The 19,338-nt window shown below is 44.4% G+C and carries 18 protein-coding genes; 8 read left to right on the top strand and 10 right to left on the bottom strand.

Features of this window, described 5'->3' with window-relative positions:
• Window positions 1–381 (bottom strand): BlaI/MecI/CopY family transcriptional regulator, encoded by a 381-nt coding sequence (locus tag K7R10_RS11340; RefSeq protein ID WP_224484833.1) that lies wholly within the window; start codon window positions 379–381, stop codon window positions 1–3.
• Between the two features lie 176 nt (window positions 382–557).
• Between K7R10_RS11340 and K7R10_RS11345 the strand changes: the two genes are divergently transcribed.
• Complete coding sequence (locus K7R10_RS11345) at window positions 558–1,580, top strand: methyltransferase (RefSeq protein ID WP_224484834.1); 1,023 nt, start codon at window positions 558–560, stop codon at window positions 1,578–1,580.
• A gap of 416 nt (window positions 1,581–1,996) precedes the next feature.
• Entirely contained in the window at window positions 1,997–3,001 is a 1,005-nt protein-coding gene (locus tag K7R10_RS11350; protein ID WP_224484835.1) for a hypothetical protein, read from the top strand.
• A 167-nt stretch (window positions 3,002–3,168) separates the two neighbouring features.
• On the opposite strand, the gene K7R10_RS11355 is transcribed toward K7R10_RS11350, so the two are convergent.
• On the bottom strand, window positions 3,169–3,837 hold the full coding sequence (locus tag K7R10_RS11355) for a fasciclin domain-containing protein (protein ID WP_224484836.1): 669 nt from the start codon (window positions 3,835–3,837) through the stop codon (window positions 3,169–3,171).
• Between the two features lie 205 nt (window positions 3,838–4,042).
• Window positions 4,043–4,783, bottom strand: coding sequence for a sulfite exporter TauE/SafE family protein (locus K7R10_RS11360; RefSeq protein ID WP_224484837.1), 741 nt, complete (start codon window positions 4,781–4,783; stop codon window positions 4,043–4,045).
• Between the two features lie 94 nt (window positions 4,784–4,877).
• Between K7R10_RS11360 and K7R10_RS11365 the strand changes: the two genes are divergently transcribed.
• Window positions 4,878–5,966 (top strand): serine hydrolase domain-containing protein, encoded by a 1,089-nt coding sequence (locus tag K7R10_RS11365; RefSeq protein WP_224484838.1) that lies wholly within the window; start codon window positions 4,878–4,880, stop codon window positions 5,964–5,966.
• A gap of 17 nt (window positions 5,967–5,983) precedes the next feature.
• Here the strand turns inward: K7R10_RS11365 and K7R10_RS11370 are convergent, their stop codons facing one another.
• Window positions 5,984–6,184, bottom strand: a complete 201-nt coding sequence (locus tag K7R10_RS11370) for a hypothetical protein (protein ID WP_224484839.1) — start codon at window positions 6,182–6,184, stop codon at window positions 5,984–5,986.
• Window positions 6,185–6,402: 218 nt separating this feature from the next.
• Here K7R10_RS11370 and K7R10_RS11375 point away from each other — a divergent pair, with 218 nt between their 5' ends.
• The 4 genes from K7R10_RS11375 to K7R10_RS11390 are packed head-to-tail and all read left to right on the top strand — an operon-like array spanning window position 6,403 to window position 8,417.
• Complete coding sequence (locus K7R10_RS11375; protein ID WP_224484840.1) at window positions 6,403–6,744, top strand: TM2 domain-containing protein; 342 nt, start codon at window positions 6,403–6,405, stop codon at window positions 6,742–6,744.
• A complete protein-coding gene (locus K7R10_RS15355) occupies window positions 6,744–7,157 on the top strand; it encodes a DUF2752 domain-containing protein (protein WP_224484841.1) in 414 nt (137 codons plus the stop codon). Before K7R10_RS11375 ends, K7R10_RS15355 begins: the two co-directional genes overlap by 1 nt.
• Window positions 7,154–7,585 (top strand): magnetosome magnetite crystal formation protein family, encoded by a 432-nt coding sequence (locus K7R10_RS11385; RefSeq protein ID WP_224484842.1) that lies wholly within the window; start codon window positions 7,154–7,156, stop codon window positions 7,583–7,585. The genes K7R10_RS15355 and K7R10_RS11385 overlap by 4 nt, the downstream gene beginning before the upstream one ends.
• A 1-nt stretch (window position 7,586) precedes the next feature.
• Window positions 7,587–8,417 (top strand): M48 family metallopeptidase, encoded by an 831-nt coding sequence (locus K7R10_RS11390; protein ID WP_224484843.1) that lies wholly within the window; start codon window positions 7,587–7,589, stop codon window positions 8,415–8,417.
• Between the two features lie 12 nt (window positions 8,418–8,429).
• On the opposite strand, the gene K7R10_RS11395 is transcribed toward K7R10_RS11390, so the two are convergent.
• Entirely contained in the window at window positions 8,430–8,756 is a 327-nt protein-coding gene (locus K7R10_RS11395; RefSeq protein ID WP_224484844.1) for a hypothetical protein, read from the bottom strand.
• Between the two features lie 219 nt (window positions 8,757–8,975).
• Between K7R10_RS11395 and K7R10_RS11400 the strand changes: the two genes are divergently transcribed.
• Entirely contained in the window at window positions 8,976–9,689 is a 714-nt protein-coding gene (locus K7R10_RS11400; protein ID WP_224484845.1) for an SDR family oxidoreductase, read from the top strand.
• Between the two features lie 12 nt (window positions 9,690–9,701).
• Here K7R10_RS11400 and K7R10_RS11405 read toward each other — a convergent pair whose 3' ends face one another.
• From K7R10_RS11405 to K7R10_RS11425, 5 genes are all read right to left on the bottom strand, one after another.
• Window positions 9,702–10,541: an alpha/beta hydrolase family protein gene (locus K7R10_RS11405; protein ID WP_224484846.1), complete on the bottom strand. Its 840-nt coding sequence runs from the start codon at window positions 10,539–10,541 to the stop codon at window positions 9,702–9,704.
• Between the two features lie 2 nt (window positions 10,542–10,543).
• A complete protein-coding gene (locus K7R10_RS11410) occupies window positions 10,544–13,318 on the bottom strand; it encodes a PD-(D/E)XK nuclease family protein (RefSeq protein WP_224484847.1) in 2,775 nt (924 codons plus the stop codon).
• Between the two features lie 80 nt (window positions 13,319–13,398).
• Window positions 13,399–14,754, bottom strand: a complete 1,356-nt coding sequence (locus K7R10_RS11415) for an OmpA family protein (RefSeq protein ID WP_224484848.1) — start codon at window positions 14,752–14,754, stop codon at window positions 13,399–13,401.
• A 109-nt stretch (window positions 14,755–14,863) separates the two neighbouring features.
• Window positions 14,864–16,057 carry a glycine C-acetyltransferase gene (kbl, locus tag K7R10_RS11420; protein WP_224484849.1) on the bottom strand — a complete coding sequence of 398 codons (1,194 nt, stop codon included), beginning with the start codon at window positions 16,055–16,057 and terminating at the stop codon, window positions 14,864–14,866.
• A 36-nt stretch (window positions 16,058–16,093) separates the two neighbouring features.
• A complete protein-coding gene (locus K7R10_RS11425) occupies window positions 16,094–19,222 on the bottom strand; it encodes a UvrD-helicase domain-containing protein (protein ID WP_224484850.1) in 3,129 nt (1,042 codons plus the stop codon).
• Window positions 19,223–19,338 lie beyond the last annotated feature (116 nt).

Consider the following 19,338-nt stretch of genomic DNA (forward strand, 5'->3'; position numbering starts at 1 on the left):
TTATTTCTTTTGATTGTTAATCTCTTCTTCCAGCATCTTCTTCATGGCCTCGAGTTCATGTATATCCAGATCCTTATCTTTTATAAAATGTGAGACCAATTGATTGACTGAGCCGTTGAAAAGTCCTTTGAGTGTTGAGTGCATGATATTGCCTGCATAATCTTTTTTCGAGACCAAAGGATAATAAACATTGGTCTTTCCGTAGGTTTTATGGGTCAGATATCCTTTCTTTTCAAGAACCTTGATAACCGTTGCTACTGTGGTATAGGCCGGTTTTGGTTCAGGCAGCTCGTTTAAGACATCGCTGATGGCACCTTCTCTGAGATCCCATATTATTTTTAGAATATCTTCCTGTGCCCGTGTTAGCTCAGCTAATTTCATGGTTTTTTGACTTGTGTGAATCAAATATACTATAAATATATGTTATATACTATAATTGTAGTAGTTATTTTTATTCATTAATCTTCGATGATTGGCAGACCTTTTAGATGTTTAAAAGCTAAAGCAGTCAAAAATTATCGTAACTTCCTGAAATACAATGACCTGACAATATTATTATGGAAACTAAAATGGAATTGGCCCCGCACGAAGAGCTCACCCGATTAATTACCGGTTACAGCATTACGCAGGCCTTGTATGTGGCTGCAAAACTCGATATAGCCGAATTACTGGTGAAGAGCGATACCAATCATGTTGATGACCTGGCCCAAAAGGCCGGTGCCGACAGCGATGCCTTATATCGTATAATGAGGGCCCTGGCTACCGTTGGAGTGTTTAAGGAAAGAGAAAAGAAGGTTTTCATTATGACACCGAAGTCAGAATGCCTTCGTTACGGGCATCCGCACAGTGTAAAGGCTATGGTGCTGAGCATGGGAGAGGTGTTCTATCCGGTCTATCAGAAACTGATCTACAGTGCAAAGCACGGAGCCAACGGGTTTGAGGCCTTTTTTGGTATGCCTGTCTTTGAATATTTCGATCAGCATCAGGAACAGGCCAGGGTTTTTGACCGTATGATGACCGAATTTCACGGCGGCGAGACACTTCCGATGGTGAGCAATTATGATTTCTCACAATTCGAAACAGTGGTCGATGTGGGAGGTGGAAACGGAGAAGTGCTCTACCAGGTCTTAAAGAAGAATCCCGAAGTAAAGGGGATTTTGTACGATCTTCCGCATGTGATCAAAAGGTCTGCTGAAAACATGAAGAACTGGGGTGTATCTGCAAGGGTGGAATGTACTGGAGGAAACTTTTTTCATCAGGTTCCTGAAGGGGGAGACGCCTATATACTCAGGCATATTATTCATGACTGGAACGATCGGGACGCTGTGAAGATCCTCGGTAACTGCTGCCGGGCAATGAAACCCGACGGAAAAGTTCTTATCGTGGAGGCGGTGATACCGGAAGATAATTCTCCGCACCCATACAAATGGCTGGACCTGACCATGCTGCTTATCGGGGGGAAGGAACGAACCAGAAAGCAATACGAGGTCTTGCTTGAAAAGTCCTGTCTGCAACTGGATCAGGTGATTAGGGTTACCGATGCGGTCAGCCTGATCGAAGCCACCCGGAAACCTTCCTGACGCTGTTGTGGTATGAATCTTTAATCCGGGAGGTTATTTTTGATCAGCATATTTTCGTTTGCTAAATTCCTGATGGTGGTTACATCACAGTTCAGCCTGTAATGTTATATCCTGCTTTGAGTTCAGAGCCCATTAGATATCTCCGGATATATTCTTTTCATTAATAGAGCTTAACATCTTGTTAAGCGCTTTAACTTGTCTTTAATTCTGTTTCTCTTTTATTAATCTTTTTCGCACCCTGCTTGTCATAGTTTCGTGCTCATCAACCTGATTTTTTGAGTATGAGCAGATATTTTTTTCAGGGCGGAGTCTTATGTGTCTTTCTTTTTTTAATCCATTCCACAACTTTAAATGCCCAGGGATGTGTTGCGATCAGGCATTTTTCAACTTGTGCGGGGAATAATCTGGAATCTAACATGATTGGACCGGGAGATCTGATTTTGGGCACCAACTACCGGTATTTTAAATCGTTCCGCCACTTCAGAGGTACAGAGGAAGAACCTGACAGGGTTGCCAATGAAACCGAGGTGATCAACCACTCGCATTCGTGGGACATGTTCATTACCTATGGTATCAGCAACAGATGGTATGCCAACCTGGTAATACCCATGGTTATCAATACGCGATCATCTCTTTATGAGCATGGCAGGGAGGAGCGAAATATGACTTTTTCCCGCGGAATAGCAGATATAAGGGCAGGAGTTGGCTTTTGGCTGCTTGATCCGGTTGAACATGCTCATAATAATGTGGCGATCGGTGCAGGAATAAAAATTCCGACAGGAAATTTCAATGCAACAGACATTTTCTACAATGTTGGTCCGAGCGGTGAACCTCAGGTCAGACCCGTTGATCAATCTATTCAGCCGGGAGACGGAGGATGGGGTTTTACACTCGACCTGCAGTTTTACACCCGATTAACTGAAAGACTGTATGGTTACGGTGGCGGATTTTATCTATTTAACCCCAGAGAGATGAACGGAATACGAACGTTCAGGGAAACTCTTAGCCCCATTCTTGAGAATGAATCGGTTATGTCGGTGCCAGACCAGTTCGCTATAAGGGCAGGTTTGAGCTATAGCATCTCAACTTCGGTTGCAGGCTCCCTGGGATTACGGTTCGAAGGAGTTCCGGTGGAAGATCTGATAGGCGGCAGTGAGGGGTTCAGAAGGCCGGGAAATGTTTTGTCGATAGATCCGGGGTTCTCGTTTATGAAGAATAACTTTACCTTTAATCTGAATGTGCCAGTAGCTCTCAGACGGGAAAGACCACAGAGTGTGACCGATAAGGAAACAGAAATGCAGACGGGAATACCGCGTAATGGTGATGCAGCTTTTGCAGATTATCTCATAAATGTAGGTCTCGCCTGGAGGATACCATCGAAATCAAAAACCTTAGAAGATCCAATGGATGCCTTTAACTAACCGGGTCTTGCGGTTTCAGAAATATTAACAGGGGTTTCTTTGCTATTGATAATTCATTACTATTCGGTATTTCGAATGAAAGTGGAACAGCTAATAATTTCAGATAAAAAACAGGAGCCAACCCGGTAAGGAATGGCTCCTGTTAACTATACAAATTTAAACTAATACTATTCCTGATCTAACAGGGCTAAAACGGCTTCAGGAAGAATAACTGCATTAATGGAATGAATTATTCCGTTCGAAGCGGAAATATCGACAGCTGAAAAAGTCGATGTATTCAGGTCTGCTTCGATAACAGGAGCGCCTGTTACCATAAAGCTGGAACCCTCGAGTAAGGTTTGAATTTTCTTGTTTTTCTTTCCATTTGGTACTACGCTGTTTGATGCTCTGCGACCTTCCGTCACATGATACAGTAAAACGGTGGTCAATACATCGTCGGGGATGTCTGCCAATCCATTCCATCCCTGTTCTTTAGCCAGGTCAGATCCCAAAAGATCCAAAAATGCCTGGTCGGTAGGAGCGAAGACGGTTAACTGAACATCTTCATTTGCAAATACCTCTGCCAGTCCGACCTGTTCCAAAGCGGCAACTAAAATAGATGTGTTCGCCAACTCGGCTATGGTCTGATCTCCGGGAGCGTTGGCAGGCTTTTCTGCACTTGACTTATCTGAATCAGAAGCTGCGTAGAGTACCTCCATGATAGATGCATCCTGGTTGAAGTCGAGCTCCATATCGTCCTGTTCTGTGGTACATGAAGCAAAGCCGGTTACTAGTAATAAAGCCAAAAACAGGGAAGATATTGGGGAGCGTGATTTAAAAAGTCGTAATGGTTTCATAATGATGAATTTATTATTTTGTTTAATAAAATTACATAAATAGTTAAACAAAATAGATTATTTACTAAAAGTTTAACACTCTTATTCGCCCAAGGGCTACAAAACCGGTTTCCTGAATAGAGGATGTTTGATGTTTCTGATAAAAGTGTCGGTGGTAAAGAGAATAATAAGCTGATTCTGCCGTAAAAAAGGGAGAACGAAGTTATCAGAGTTGTTTCCAGATCAGAAGTATTCCGCTGATCACCATCAGCGCGATTACGAGCCTTCTGAATGTTTTGCTGCTCATTTGTGAAAGCATTTTTTTGCCGATGATATTACCTGCCGTAGCACCCAGTCCCAATGCAAGACCGTATGCCCAGAGCTCCCCGTGCAACAGTCCGAAAAATGCATAGGAGCCCAGCTGTGACAGCCCCATCAGAAACGAATTGGCGGTTTTCGTCGCGATCATATCTTCCTTATCAAGCCCAAGGTTGAGGTAGAACGGATTTAATACCGGACCCAGCGCCCCGACAATGGTTCCGAGCACAGATACCAAAAGGCCCAGGGGAATAAAATACCAGAGTTTCATTTCAAATGAGCGTTCCTTTTTACCAAAGCGGTACTGAAACACCGTACTGATCAGGAACAGCCCTACAAAGATCTGCAACCATTCTGCCCTGATACTTTCAAAAAGCCAGCCGCCGATCCATGCTCCTGCTATAGCAGCAGGTGCATACCACAAACAAACCTTCCAGTCGATATGTTTCCAGAAAATAATGAGTCGTGCCGGCCGCCCCAGAAAAGTACCCAGGTTTAAGACAGGAGCTGTCTTGCTTACTCCGATAAGCCAGTTAAGTACCGGTACCATGATCAGGGCTCCGCCTCCACCTGAAATGGTGGAAACGATAAATGCCAGCGCCCCAAGCACAAACAGCAGGATAGTGATACCAAAATCGATTGATTCCATTCAGACTGAAAAGTACGAAAATTACTGTTTATTCTCTGTCTGATCTTCTTGTAACAAATCGGTATTTGCTTCGTCCTACTTGTAAACCACCTTTATGCACAGAGCCTTTTTTCTTAGCTTTTTCATCTTTTCACTTTCTTTTTATACCTCCCCATTTTATGCTCAATCTGCTTTTCCGTTAGAGTCAGTGGAACCCCAAACCAAGGGATTCTCCCGGGAAAAACTGGATTCCCTCAGCTTGTTTCTGAATGAAGCAGGTTCATCGGCCCTGATGATCCTGGTAGACGGAAAGGTGGTCTATGAATGGGGTGCGACCGATGAGAAGCTTCTTGTGCATTCTATAAGAAAGGCTTTAATCAATTCCCTCTATGGCATATATGTAGATAAGGGAGTAATCGATACCACAGCGACCCTGAAAGACTTGAAGATTGACAGCCTGGAACAGGGTCTTACAGAGAAAGAGCTCTCTGCCACGGTAGCCGATCTGTTGAAATCCCGTTCAGGGGTCTATCGGTCAGCAGCTGCAGTGAATGCGGCTATGCTCCGAAACATGCCTGAAAAAGGCAGCCATGAGCCGGGAACATATTATTACTACAATAACTGGGACTTCAATACTCTGGGCCATATACTCGAATCACGAACAGGAAAAAGCCTGTATGATCTCTTTTATGAGCATATCGCCAAGCCATTGGGAATGGACTATGCCAATGAGCATATCAAAATATACGATCCGGAGGATGATATGAGGATCCCCGATGTCGATGGATTTTATCAATATGAGTCTGAGAAGTCTGTTTTTCCCGCTTACCATTTCAGATTGTCGGCCCGGGATCTCGCCCTGTACGGACAACTGTGGCTCAATAAGGGTAAATGGCAGGGTGAACAATTGATCCCTGAGTCCTGGATCGAAGTTTCAACCAAGGCCTATTCCATGATCAATCCGTCTTATGGCATTGGATATGGTATGCTGTGGAATGTGCTGGTTCCTAACGAGGATCGAAAAAGCAAATCATTCTTTCATACCGGAGTGGGCATTCATATGCTCGGTGTATATCCCGAGTCCAATCTTGTACTGGTGCATCGTGTTGATACAGAGAAAGACTATGATTTTCAGGAACGCCATTTCTACCAGATGATCTCTAAGGTATGGGGTTCGAAAATTACTTCAGGTACCTCAGAATAATTTAGACGGCATTCTTATCATTTTTTTCTTCTGAAAATCTGTAAGAGCGAGAGCAACACCAGCAGAAACAGGACCGGAAGAAAGAAAATGCGGTCTGCATATGCCACCGGATTGTCACCGGGGTAATCCTGCAGTTCCCTGTCTGCATAGAACTCCCAAAAGAGGTAGGCCATTATCGCTACTACCGTTAGGAACTGTAAAAAGGTAGGTCGTCGCATATATAAAAATACAAAAAATATCACCCCATCTCACTGTGATTCAATGGGGTATTTCTTTTTTGGGTTGTGCTCAGGACATCTCACGGTATAATAATACTTGTTGTAAAGTTGAAATTTTGAAAGAAAAAACTGTATAAAAATCTTTTATAAATTAAATCTTAGATATAAATTCGGCGTTCTATTAAATTTTATCAACCAATAAATCAATTAAGAAGAACATGGATGCTCAGAAAGTCGATATGTTTATCATGTCAAACAACAAGTATTTTGAAAGTCATCAGGTCGGAGCTATAAGAGACCGTTTGCTCGAGATGGACGAGTCAAGTTGGCCAGTGGTGCAAACATTGCAATTTAAAGATCCCACTACTGCACTGATCGTTTCACTTTTCGCCGGCCAACTGGGTATTGACCGTTTTTTGATCGGTGATACCGGACTGGGCATCGGGAAGCTTCTTACCTGTGGTGGTCTTGGAATCTGGGCGATAATTGATTGGTTCATGATCATGGGTGCTACCCGTGAACGAAATATGGAAAAACTGCAGCAATCAATATCTGCGTAGTGAATAAGCCGGTTCGATTTTATCGGGTCGTAACTGTTTTGCTTTCAGGAGGGTATGGGTGGTTGTTCCTGAACAAATGGGTATTGCATTCCAGCCAGGATGATCTTATCGTTTGTCCGACCCGACTCGTTTGGGGTGTTCCGTGTCCTTCCTGTGGGCTAACCCGGTCACTATTAGCCTTTTTCAGAGCAGAGATATCAGAGGCAATGCATTGGAATCCGATAGGGTTTCCAATGTTGCTGCTATTACTCCTCCTTCCTTTATGGCTCATAAAAGACCTAATTATGAAACGGAATTCTCTCTATGAGTTTTACCTGTTGTTTATGAATCACATGAGAAGGCCTTATTATGCGTTTGCCTTCGGATTAATAATCTTCCTCACCTGGGGTTGGAATATTTCGAAAGACTTATGATACATTTGAAAACCTTTGATTACAATCCCGGAGAGCACGAAAGAGAAAAGGCCTCTAATAGCTACCTGATGTCATTGATTGCGGTAATAGCCGGTCTCCCACTGCCGATCATCAATTTGTTAGCCACATTTATCTTTTACATGGGAAATAGAAAAGGCACGTATTTCGTGAGGTGGCATTGTACCCAGGCATTACTGTCACAGTTCTCGCTGCTGTTATGCAATAGTATAGCATTCTGGTGGACACTTTCCGTTTTCTTCGCACAGAGAGAGATTTCAGATTATTATATAGCTTATATGACCACCGTCTTTATTTTTAACCTTTTTGAATTTATGGCTACCATTTACACAGCCGTAAAAACGCGAAAGGGAGAACACGTAGAATGGTGGTTCTACGGCCCTTTGACACAAATCCTGGTAAAGCAGTAGAATGATGAGAAAAGTACTATTTCAGGGCACTATATCGCTTTTAATTTTTTTTGGTTCATGGTTGATCATGGCACAGGTAGAATGGACAGAAATTCTGCGTGTTGACAAGCAAAAGGATGAAACCGAATCTGCCCTGGCCGAGATCCTGCTAAAAGATCTTGAAAACAACTATGAGCGAATTAACGACTCGATCGTTATTTCAACCCTGGACACTCTGCTGAAAAAACTGGAGAAGAAGAATATTTTCGACCGGGAAGATATCAACCTGCATATCTTTAACAACAGCGAGATAAATGCGTATGCACTACCCGATGGCCATATCGTGATAAACAGTGGTTTGATCCACGAGACGGAAAGACCTGAGGAGCTGGCCGGAGTAATGGCTCACGAGATAGCACACATACAGGCCAACCACGCCATGAAAAAATTGGTGCGAGAGTTCGGACTCAATATGTTGATCAGCATGATCTCTGGAGGAGCCGGTTCAGATGTTCTCAAGCAATCAGGCCGCTTATTGTCTTCCAGGGCTTTTAACCGTGAAATGGAGCAGGAAGCAGATCGTTTGGGAGTGCAAATTCTGAATCGTTCCGGGATCAGTGCAGAACCCCTGGCCGATTTTCTTTACTTGCTGGCTAATTATAATGGTCTTGGTTCTGAGGCACTGGTATGGCTTAGCACTCATCCTGAACTTAAAAGTCGGGCAGCCTACATTCTTGAATTTGATGAGCCGCAACAAACCCACACTGAAGCCCTGATTGAAGAATCGGTCTGGGCCGAAATGAAATCCCGCATTCATCGGGAAGTCGGGGCGCCAGAAGATATCGGTTTATAAGACACTTATCTATTACGAAATTTCTGAATCTTCCAATGATACATTCAATGCCTCGATTCTTTCCTTCGTGCGCTCCACTCTTTTTTTGAAGATGCGTTCGGCCCAAAGGATCTGGGCCAGGTGAAATATAGCCAGCGGAATGGTCAAAAACAGGGTGTAGCGCCACCAGGTCACTTCCCAGAACCAAACATAAAGGGCGACCAGAAATGCCTGCCTGATTCCCCAGGTAATGAGTTTGATCTTCCTTTCTCGCGGACTCATCAGGTACCTGTGCTCCAATGCCTGTAATTCGCTTTGCATATCCTGTCTCAGTTTTTCAATTTCCGGGTCGTTACTCATCTGCTGTTTTTAGGTATATCGATTCCCGAAAATACAAATTTATACTAAGGGAAGGGTTGTTTGGCATGCGTACACATAGATCTGAATACCTTGGTATCACAGTTAACACCCATGCAAAAAAGGTCGAGGTAAAACCCGGATTTTAAGAAAAGAATAACGCTGCTGTTTTCATGTTGCTTCCCGATGGTTTTATCTTTAAGGATAAACTAAACGATCAATATGGAACTTAAAGATAAAGTAGCTTACATCACCGGTGGTACCAAAGGTATCGGCCATGGTGTTGCAAAAGTATTATTGGAACATGGAATGCGGGTCGCCATCAGTGGCCGCCGGCATGAAGATGCTGAAAAAGCAGCAGCAGAACTGAGCGATGATCCCGAAAGAGTACTCGGAATTGGCTCCGACGTAACCGAACTCAAAAACGAAAGGCAGGCGGTAACCCAGATTCTCAATAAATGGGGGCAGCTGGACCTGGTTCTTGCAAATGCCGGTCTGGGCGTCTTTGCAGCTGTTGACGAATTAGATGATATGGCTTGGCATGATATGATCAATACCAATCTGAACGGGGTCTATCATACCTTGAAAGCCTCGGTAGATTCCCTTAAGAAAAGCAAAGGATATTATATGACCCTGGCCAGTCTGGCAGGGACGAATTTCTTTGCTAAGGGAGCAGGTTATAATGCCTCCAAATTTGGAGTGGTCGGCTTTACCCAGGCGGTCATGCTTGATCTGAGGCCTTATGATATCAAAGTAACGACTATTATGCCGGGTTCAGTCGCTTCCCAGTTTAATGACAATGAGCCTGATGAGAGTGATGCCTGGAAAATTCAACCGGAAGATATCGGGCAATTGGTGGTTGACCTGATGAAGATGCATCCACGAACACTTCCGAGCAAAATAGAGGTCAGACCAACCCGCCCTGACAAGAAGTAAGGATAGCAATCATCATTTGTCGATGAATTCCAAGGTGGCTTTCACCGCTTTTTCCAGGGCGGATGGAAGCCTTTCTTTTTGCCATGGGTGGGCTCCGCCAAAAACATGATCTGCACCTTCGATCACGGTGAGTTCAGCTTTCTCATTCCAGTTGTTGAGGTTTCTGGCTTCCGACACGTCCACCGTCGGATCCTGGTCTCCATGAACGATCAAATAGGGTTTTTCCAGGTTTTTAACCGCCCTGCTGATAGTCAGTCTGGATTCGTTCTGTACGAAATCTTCATAGAATTGAATATAGTGAGGCAGCTTTTGTTTGGTACGGCTGTTCTCGATATAGATCACCCCGTGCTGCTTCCATTGTGACAGGGCTTCTTCATTAGCGAATCTCGATTTGAAATCGCTCACTCCGGCCCATGACACCACCTTATCGATCTTTTGGTTTTCTTCAGCCTGTATAACAGCAATGCCTCCTCCCCTTGAGTGACCGATCACGGTGAGGGATTCTGGAAGATACCGGTACCTGCTTTCAAAATCGTCTGAAAAGATCCAGTCGGTCACCCTTTCCAGGTCATCGAGTTCTATACTGAAATTATTCCGTCCGAACGCCTCCGGGTCCGGGCATTCAAGAGGTTGTTCAACCGTACCTCCGTTGTGTGAAAAGTTGAATTTGATGAAGTGATGACCCTCATCAGCAAATCTCCTGGCTGCAAGATCCCAGCACCCCCAGTCTTTAAAGCCTTTATAGCCGTGACAAAACACTACTACCGAATGGTTTTTGTCTTTCAGATAGCTGTCTGCCAGGATGGGTTTAATGTGGGGACCGTCGATAATGATGTTTCGCTGAATATCCATGTTTAAATTTCTTTTTCTGTTAATGCGGTTTTGCTGTCAACAATTTCAGATATGAGGTTGCTAAGGGTGGCTTTAAAATGGTCCAGAACCTCTTTGTTGATCTGTTCCGGTTTTTCATTCAAACGGAGATTTGTATCCGACAATTTAAATGAAAGCAGTCCGGAATTCAGGTTTTTAAATGAGATAATGCCTGCGGTGAAATCCCGGTATTCGGGAAAGTTCTCTGCCAGCATAAGGCTGTAACACAAAACCTGAAAAGCCTTACTGTATTTATATTCCTGAGACAACAGTTCCCAGTTTTTAATAGTGAGGTCAGCCCGGGTAACGTTTCCGGTCTTATAGTCGATGACCTGCACCTGTCCGTCACACGATTCCACCCTGTCAACCTTTCCTTTAATTCTTGCCGGTCTGTCCAGACCGGGCACTGAGAGTTCCATTTCGAGGGAGGTTTCTACCTGTAATATGACGATCGTATGGCCTTTATCAAGTCTCGATTGCTCCCAATTTATGAAATTCTCTATATATCGTCCGGCTACATGAAAACTGAGAAGGTTTTTGCCCTCCAGGTTTTTCGTGGCAGGAAAGGCTTTTCTGTATTGTTCTGCAACTACTTCTGCCTGTCGGTTTTTCATCTCGCTGAGTGATTGACTGGTCAGGGTTTTTCCGGTATATGGTTTGTACAGCTCTTCCAAGCTGTCATGAATAATGGTTCCGAAAGTGTTGGCTGCGATCGATTCTTCGACGGTATCTTCATCCTGAATGCCAAGCACGTATTGTTTATAGAAATCTATGGGATTTCTGATATATGCAGTCAGGGAGGAGGGTGATAGTCCTCTGGAAGCCAGTTCGTGCAATTGGTTGGTTAATACAGGATCTTTTTCCATTTCCTTCAGTCCGGCAGCTTCCACATTTACCCTGGCAGATACCAGTTTGTGCTCAATAACATGCTCAGGAGCGGTTTCCATCAGTAATTGTTTGATAAATCGGCTCGGCTCACCACCCTCAAGGCTGTCGGTCTCTGTACTGTAGAGCAGGTGAATATTCTCTGCCCGCTGCAGTAAACGGTAGAAATGGTAGGTGTAGATGGCATCTTTTTCCTTATAGGTGGGTAGCCCATACGCTCTTTTTATATCAAAAGGCAGAAAGCTGTTCTGACTTTTCCCGGCCGGAAGTATACCTTCATTAACAGAGGTCACAATGATGTTTTGGAAGTCCAGATTACGACTCTCAAGCATTCCCATAACCTGGAGCCCCTGCAAAGGCTCCCCTTTAAAATCAATTGTTTCCCTGCTCATCACTTCCTTAAACAGTTTTCTAAGGATCTCAAGGTTGGCAAAGGCCTGGTAGGTCTCATCGTAATATTTGAGTTGATTGAACAATTGATGGAAACGATAGAGGTATTCTCTGAGCAGCAGGTTGTCATCCTGTTTCTTTTCCAGTTGGTCTTTAGCCAGTTGAATTAGCAGCAGGATTCTGTCTGTAAGTTCGTTTGATCCGGCGGTTTCCACGCCTGAAAAAATGGGCGAACTCCATGACATGTCTGCTTCATCTGTTATATCTTTTAAGAGAAACCGATCGTCTATGTATATGAGATTTTGTTTGTGTATGGTTTTGATGATCCCTTTCCAATGGGTGTCGTGAGAATTTATTGTTTTGAAAAACGGATGATTCAGCACATTTAATACATCTTTATAATACCATCTGCCGTCTTTTCCACGGGTCCAGAGATCGAATAGTGTGTCAAAGAACGAGGTTACCGGACTTAGTTTAAGTGGCATTCCTCCTGTTATGTTTATAGCCGGAATCTGTTCGGGAATGGCCGTAAGCAGAGGGATCAGCATTTCTTCATTACCCATTACGATGGCTGTATTTTCCCAGTTTAGTCCGGTCTCAGGAGTTTGCAGAAGCCGCCCTGCATAGCGCGCCATGGTTATGCTGTCGGATGCTCCGGTAATGGAAATATTTTTCTTTTTGCTGAAGTGATCTCCGATGACACGTGGCTTGCGGTTGTGGTACAGTCTCCATTTCTTAAAGTAGCGTCTCATAAAAAAGCCGGCGTCATGCTCGGGGTGTTCAAGAAAATAGGTGTCGGCATCCCAGTAAATATCGCCTCGGTTGTGTTCCAGTATCTCCTGAATGATGTGTTGTTCTGCGTTGTTCAGAGCATTAAAGCCTATGAAGTAGACGATCTTTTCAGCGTTGTGATGGAGAAAGTGTTCAAGTTTCTCGGTAGCTTCCCGGTAAAGCAGGCCCTGGTAACCAATGCCCTTTTCCTTCAGTGCTTCTTTAAAAATGCCGTAGTACCTGTGCAGTTTTTTCCAGAAACTCAGATAGTTCTTCTGTAATTCCGTTCTCTCGGTGTCGGCGGTCCAGTGCCACTGGTCGATCTCTTTGATATCGAATAAATGATTGAGAATCTTTTCCGGCGGAATAAGGTATCGGTCAATCTCGTTAAAATCCTGTAGCATAACCTGTGCCCATCCCATAAAGGCATTGAAGTCATCCTGTTCTTTTTCCGGGGTTATCTCTTTATAAGCGGCATAGAATTCAAACAACAGGGCCAGGGAGGTGGCAGAGCGTAAGCCTGAGAGAGACTCAACAAACTCTTCAATACTGATGATTTCCGGGGCCAGGGTGGCGTGGGTGATATGCTTTTTTAAAGCTTCCTTCAGAAAGGTTCCAGATCGTTTCCCCGGAACTATAAGCAGGAGTGACCCAAGTTCATCTTTGTGATTTTCATGAATTTCACGGGCTACTTCTGTCAGAAATGGTTGCATAGAGGCTTATTGATCGTTACCCCTAAAAATAAAAAACGCTCCGGAAACCGGAGCGTTTTATTTATGATTTATAGAGTGATTTACTCTTTGATCAGGTTGATCTCAACTCTTCTGTTCTGCTGTCTACCGGCTGCGGTAGCGTTAGAAGCCAGAGGCTTAGACTCTCCGAATCCTTCAGAGATCAGTCTGTCGGCAGCGATACCAGCATCTTCCAGGTATTTCTCAACTGCTGCAGCACGCTCTTCAGACAAACGCTGATTCAGCGATTCGCTTCCTGTACTGTCAGTGTGACCTTCGATACGGAATCTTGAGTTAGGATATTGCTTCAGAATATCGATGATATCGTTAAGTACCTGCTCAGAACGATCCTGGATGGTAGACTTACCTGTATCGAAAAGGATAGTTTTAGCGTACTCATTAAGAGCTTTCTGAACCTCCTCAGTTACTTCAGGACATCCGTTGTTAGCAACAGTACCTACTTTATCCGGACAAAGATCATCTTTGTCTGGAACTCCGTCGCCATCTGAATCAGGCCAAGGACAACCATTGTTCTCCGCAGGACCAGCTTCGTTAGGACACTCATCTTCGTTGTCAGCAATACCGTCTCCGTCTGCATCAGGACATCCATTCAGTTCAGGAAGACCTGCCGTCTGAGGACAAGCATCATCTTTATCAGCGATACCGTCTCCATCTGAATCTGGACATCCGTTCATATCCATTGAACCGGCTTCGTTCGGACAAGCATCCTTAGAGTCGATGATACCATCACCGTCTGAATCAGGACATCCGTCAAACTCTTCAAGTCCTGCTACTTCAGGACATGCATCATCCTTGTCATAAATACCGTCACCATCGGTGTCAGTTCCTCCGAACTTGATAGCCAGACCGGCTACATGCTGGAAGTGAGACACTCCATAATCTTCAAAGGCATGCTTATAGGTAGACGATACGTTCAGACCGATATGGTCAGTGAACCAATAGTTGAAACCAAGTCCTCCGTTAAGAGTACCAGCTCCGATATCGTCGATCCAGGTATAACCACCACCCACTTCGATGAAGGGAGTGAAGCTGTGACCTTCAGAAAGGTTGTATTTAATAATACCATCTACAGCATAGTGAGATAAATCATCAGCTGAGGTGTCACCTAATTTGTCGATTCTGTTAAGGGTACCGCGAGCACCAACAGAGAATCCGTCTCCCACGTAACGTGAAAGGGTTACCTCAGAGATAGAAGGAAGGATATTCCAGTGATCGCTCACGTTGAAGTACTCATCGAACCATGCTCCAGAGTAAGGCTTATCTGAATTAGTCGGATAAACATCAATTGCATTTATTCCGAAACTGATCTGCCATGGATTATTGGCGTCCTGAGCACTCATGCTGCTAAGCCCCACAAACAGGAGCATAGCAACCATTAATTTGCTAAGATGTTTCATGTTCTTTTTATTTAATTTTAAGTGTTAATTTATTAACAAATGTAAGTGGTTACAACGTATAAACAAAACCAAATATATAATTTTTTGATTAATCGGTACTTACGTCTGATCAGATAACATTTAATTCTTTTCCTACATCTGTAAAGGCCTGAAGGGCTTTGTCGAGATGTTCCCTCGTATGAGCAGCCGATAATTGTACTCGTATTCTTGCTTTGTCTTTAGGTACAACCGGATAGAAAAATCCTATAACATAGATACCTTTTTCCAGCAGTTTGTCCGCCATAATTTGTGATAATTTGGCGTCGTAAAGCATGACAGGGACAATAGCAGAATCGCCATCGATTATGTCAAATCCTGCGTCGAGCAGTCCTTTTTTAAAGTATTTGGTATTCTCCTCAAGGGTGTCTCTGAGCTCCGTGTTTTCGGTTAACATGTCGAAAACCTTGATAGAGGCTCCCACAATGGCCGGAGCCAGTGAGTTGGAGAACAGATAAGGTCTTGAACGTTGGCGTAATATTTCGATGATTTCTTTTTTTCCGGTGGTATATCCCCCCATGGCGCCTCCCAGGGCTTTGCCGAGCGTACCGGTGATAATATCGATGCGATCCATCACGCCTTTCTTTTCAAGAGTACCTCTCCCGGTTTCACCTATAAATCCTGTAGCATGGCATTCATCGATCATGACCATGGCGTCATATTTTTCTGCCAGGTCGCATATTTTATCCAGCGGTGCGAGCAGTCCGTCCATTGAAAAGACCCCGTCGGTTACGATGACCTTAAAACGGGCCCCGTCGTCATTGGCCTTTTTCAGCTGAGATTCCAGATCGGCCATGTCGTTATTCTGATAACGGTACCGCATAGCCTTACACAGTCGTACGCCATCGATGATCGAAGCGTGATTCAGGGAATCTGAAATGATGGCGTCTTCTTTGGTAAGCAGGGGTTCAAATACTCCGCCGTTGGCATCGAAGGCCGCAGCATAAAGTATGGTGTCTTCCGTTCCGTAGAAAGAAGCGATCTTCTCTTCCAGTTCCTTGTGAATGTCCTGGGTACCACAAATAAAGCGTACAGATGACATTCCGAAACCATGCGAATCGAGTGTATCTTTGGCGGCTTTAACTACTTCCCGGTGATTGGAAAGCCCCAGATAATTGTTAGCACAAAAATTGATGACCGTTTCTCCCGTTGAGATCGTGATCTCTGCTCCCTGGGGGGAGGTAATGATTCGTTCTCTTTTATATAAGCCGGCTTCTTTGATCTCCTCCAGCTCCTTTTGGAGATGTTCTTGTATTTTTCCGTACATAATTTCTTTTTTACAAAAATAAGCATCCTGAATAGATCAGAGATGCAGTACCTCTATTTCTTCACCGAGATAAACCAGGATCTTGCCGTTAATTCGATATCCCATCTCAGAAAGCACCGAAGCATAACGGTCAACCTGTACCTGGTGTTCGAGCTGACGGGAACCGGTCTTATAATCCAGAACCACAATCCCTTTTTCTTTTACCATGAACCGGTCAGGCCTTAGTGATTCGCCGTTTTTAGTAAAGATTTCTTTCTCCCGGTAAATCTCATAGCTGTCTGAGAAGTATTCGGTGAGCTCCGGATGGGTGGTGACAGCTGTGAGGACTTTCTTCGTCTGCTCTTTTTCTTCCGGAGGCAGCAATCCTTCCGCCAGGCCATTGTTGATCACCTCATCGATATCCCATGCATACTGCAGGCCGAAAAGCAATTCATGATAGAGATTTCCCCGTTCCAGTGCTTCTTCCTGCCGTGTCTCCCACAATGAGCCGGTGGTGGTGACCAGTTTGTCTGTAAAAGCCAGGTTCCCGGGCCGGAGTTTGGATGAAAACTCATGACCGTCTCTTCCGGTTTTGGCGGCAGAGCGCTTTTCCCCGGGGTTGCCGAATGAGAATGTGGTTTGTTCCCCGTTCCATAAGCCCTTATGATCCAGGTATGCGTAGAGCAACTCAGCATAATTTTTTGGAGAACCGGCATTCTTAAAATTTTTAAGCGGACTCCAGACATACAGTTGTTCAACCGTACGGGTGAATGCCACATATAGCAGGTTTACCTGGTCGAGTTCCTGTTCTGCTTCAAAATCGGTGACCAGTTCATTCAGGGTTTCATTCACCTCTTTCAGAGACTTGTTTTTATTTACCAATACATTAGGGAGTCCGAAAACCTCCTCATCTGCTTTGACCCATAATTTTTCTCCGCGATTGGGGTAGATGGGCGAGTCGGCAAAGGGATACATCACTACGGGAAACTCCAGGCCTTTCGATTTATGAATGGTCATGATGCGCACGGCGGTTCCGCTTTCCGGGTTTTGAACGCTGAGTTTGTCTTTATGCAACTCCCACCATGCCAGGAAATTGATCATGCTGTTATTCTCTTTCTGAGAGAACTTAAGCAGTTCGCTTAATAAATGTTCCAGGTAGCCTGAACTCAATTCGCCGAGATCGAAGCGATCGATGGCGTATTCAGCAGCCTCGTAAAGCGGCAAGGAGAGAAATTGATTGCTTTCAAACCGGAATGACCCGAGATAAACCGGCAAATCGTGCAGATGTTCGTTCATGATCCGGCTTCTTTCAGCCTCATTATCGTTGATTTCGGTAAGAAACCAGATGATTTCCCAGGCGCTCTGAAGATCTTCAGGATTTACATGATATGCCATAAGGCTTATCAGGAACTGTATGCCCGGATCATTCTTAAGTAGCAGTGAGTCTGATGAAATAACCGGAATCCCGGCCTCACTGAGACAGGAAGCCATAAAAGACCCTTCGTTGTTGGTACGTGTTAAGATGGCAATATCTCCATAACCGTAACCCTGATCAACCAGTATCCTGATACGATCCCTTACGGCTGTGCCATGAGCTTCATACCTGCTTTCGCTTTCCTTTTCATCTAAAAAATTAAGAGTGACAGCTCCACCGGGCTTGTCGTTTGGCTCCTGCCGGCTGTAGTTCAGGAACAGATCCCGGTAATGTTCTTTCTGAAAGCAGGTGGAACTGAAAGCAAAAAAGTCATTATTGAAATTAACGATCGTATCATAACTGCGGTAGTTGCGGGGAAGATTGATCACTTCTTTTCCGACCTGAAACGGATTGGTATCTGTGTAGAGTGCCATGAACTGTTCTGCTTCTCCACCCCGCCACCGGTAGATGGCCTGCTTGGCGTCGCCTACGAGCATAAGGCTTCCCCTTTGTCGATTCTGATCTTCAGATTCCAGGGCATGAGCCACCAGGGGTTGGATATTCTGCCATTGCATAAATGAAGTGTCCTGAAACTCATCGATAAAGTAATGCCGGTAACGCTCCCCCATGCGTTCGTAAATGAAGGGTGCGGGTTGACCGGCTATCGCCTCTGAAATGGTCTGGTTGAAGTCTGATATAAGCAACTGGTCTCTTTCGGCCTTTATCACCTGCAACTCCTTGTTGATCTCATTCAGCAGTGATAGAGGCATCAGGTTCTGATATACGTTTGAAAGAAAATAATGTTGTTTAAGCAGCTCTTTTGTCTTTTCAAAATGCTGTGCGATCTGTGGTTGAAGCTGATCGAGAATGGCGGCTTTTTCCGGCTCGGTCTTTAGCAGTTTTTGCGCATACAGGGGTTTGTCGCTAATATCATTCATCCATTGAAGACTGAAGTCGTCGCGGAAATCACCATGGGCGGTCCTGCTGAAAAAATCAAAGGCATAACCCCTGCTGAAGCAACTGCGATCCAGATTATTTGTTTCAAAGAGCTGCAGCGTGCGTTCAGCTTCTTCCCTGATTTCCGTTCCTATGTCGCTGATACCCGTTTTCATCTCACGGGTGATCTGCTGAAAGTCTTCCAGGCTTTTAGATTCAAGTGCTTTGACAAAAGGCGTGTGGTTTTCATTGAGCAGTAAGCTGCCGATACTGTTCAGGCCATAAGAAATATCCCAGCTCTTATCGGCGTCTGCCTGTTCCAGGGCATAGGAAATAAGGGTCTTACTTAACAATTCGTCGTTTCCTGCCTTGTAAATTATACGGTCTGTGGCTTCACTCAGCAATAGCTTGCTTTCGAGAAATACCTCAAAATTCATCGGTATTTTCAGGTCGTGGGCAAAAGTTCTTATCAGGCGATGATTGAACTTGTCTATGGTTGAAACATCAAAGAAAGCATAATTGTGCAGGATGCGGGAAAGCACTTTTTTGGAGCGCAGATAGAGTTCCTCTGAGCCGATATCCAGGTCTTCACAGATGTATCGAAAGAGGTCTGAGGGGTTTTCAAGATTCTCTTCCTTTGAAAACTGGTGCAGGTTCTCAAGTATGCGGGATTTCATTTCGTTCACCGCCTTATTGGTGAAAGTGATGGCCAGAATTCGTTTAAAAGTATCGGGATGCGGTGAGCTCAGCAGAATACCGAGATACCTTCTTACCAGGGTGAATGTTTTGCCCGAACCGGCCGAGGCGTTATAGATCAGAAATTTTTCGTTGTTCAATGCACCTTGATTTCCCGCAAAATAAAGAAATGAATCGACTTCTTAACAAAGAATTATCATGTATGTTTAGCGTAATTCGTAAATTTGATCAACAAAAATTATTAACCAAAAAAACA

The organism is Robertkochia aurantiaca (assembly GCF_020166495.1).
GTDB classification, from domain to species: Bacteria; Bacteroidota; Bacteroidia; order Flavobacteriales; family Flavobacteriaceae; genus Robertkochia; species Robertkochia aurantiaca.

Excerpts from the sequence above, each read along its gene's own strand:
- K7R10_RS11340 (WP_224484833.1), bottom strand. The coding sequence starts at position 381 with ATGAAATTAGCTGAGCTAACACGGGCACAGGAAGATATTCTAAAAATA.
- K7R10_RS11345 (WP_224484834.1), top strand. The coding sequence starts at position 558 with ATGGAAACTAAAATGGAATTGGCCCCGCACGAAGAGCTCACCCGATTA.
- K7R10_RS11350 (WP_224484835.1), top strand. The coding sequence starts at position 1,997 with ATGATTGGACCGGGAGATCTGATTTTGGGCACCAACTACCGGTATTTT.
- K7R10_RS11355 (WP_224484836.1), bottom strand. The coding sequence starts at position 3,837 with ATGAAACCATTACGACTTTTTAAATCACGCTCCCCAATATCTTCCCTG.
- K7R10_RS11360 (WP_224484837.1), bottom strand. The coding sequence starts at position 4,783 with ATGGAATCAATCGATTTTGGTATCACTATCCTGCTGTTTGTGCTTGGG.
- K7R10_RS11365 (WP_224484838.1), top strand. The coding sequence starts at position 4,878 with ATGCACAGAGCCTTTTTTCTTAGCTTTTTCATCTTTTCACTTTCTTTT.
- K7R10_RS11370 (WP_224484839.1), bottom strand. The coding sequence starts at position 6,184 with ATGCGACGACCTACCTTTTTACAGTTCCTAACGGTAGTAGCGATAATG.
- K7R10_RS11375 (WP_224484840.1), top strand. The coding sequence starts at position 6,403 with ATGGATGCTCAGAAAGTCGATATGTTTATCATGTCAAACAACAAGTAT.
- K7R10_RS11385 (WP_224484842.1), top strand. The coding sequence starts at position 7,154 with ATGATACATTTGAAAACCTTTGATTACAATCCCGGAGAGCACGAAAGA.
- K7R10_RS11390 (WP_224484843.1), top strand. The coding sequence starts at position 7,587 with ATGATGAGAAAAGTACTATTTCAGGGCACTATATCGCTTTTAATTTTT.
- K7R10_RS11395 (WP_224484844.1), bottom strand. The coding sequence starts at position 8,756 with ATGAGTAACGACCCGGAAATTGAAAAACTGAGACAGGATATGCAAAGC.
- K7R10_RS11400 (WP_224484845.1), top strand. The coding sequence starts at position 8,976 with ATGGAACTTAAAGATAAAGTAGCTTACATCACCGGTGGTACCAAAGGT.
- K7R10_RS11405 (WP_224484846.1), bottom strand. The coding sequence starts at position 10,541 with ATGGATATTCAGCGAAACATCATTATCGACGGTCCCCACATTAAACCC.
- K7R10_RS11410 (WP_224484847.1), bottom strand. The coding sequence starts at position 13,318 with ATGCAACCATTTCTGACAGAAGTAGCCCGTGAAATTCATGAAAATCAC.
- K7R10_RS11415 (WP_224484848.1), bottom strand. The coding sequence starts at position 14,754 with ATGAAACATCTTAGCAAATTAATGGTTGCTATGCTCCTGTTTGTGGGG.
- kbl (WP_224484849.1), bottom strand. The coding sequence starts at position 16,057 with ATGTACGGAAAAATACAAGAACATCTCCAAAAGGAGCTGGAGGAGATC.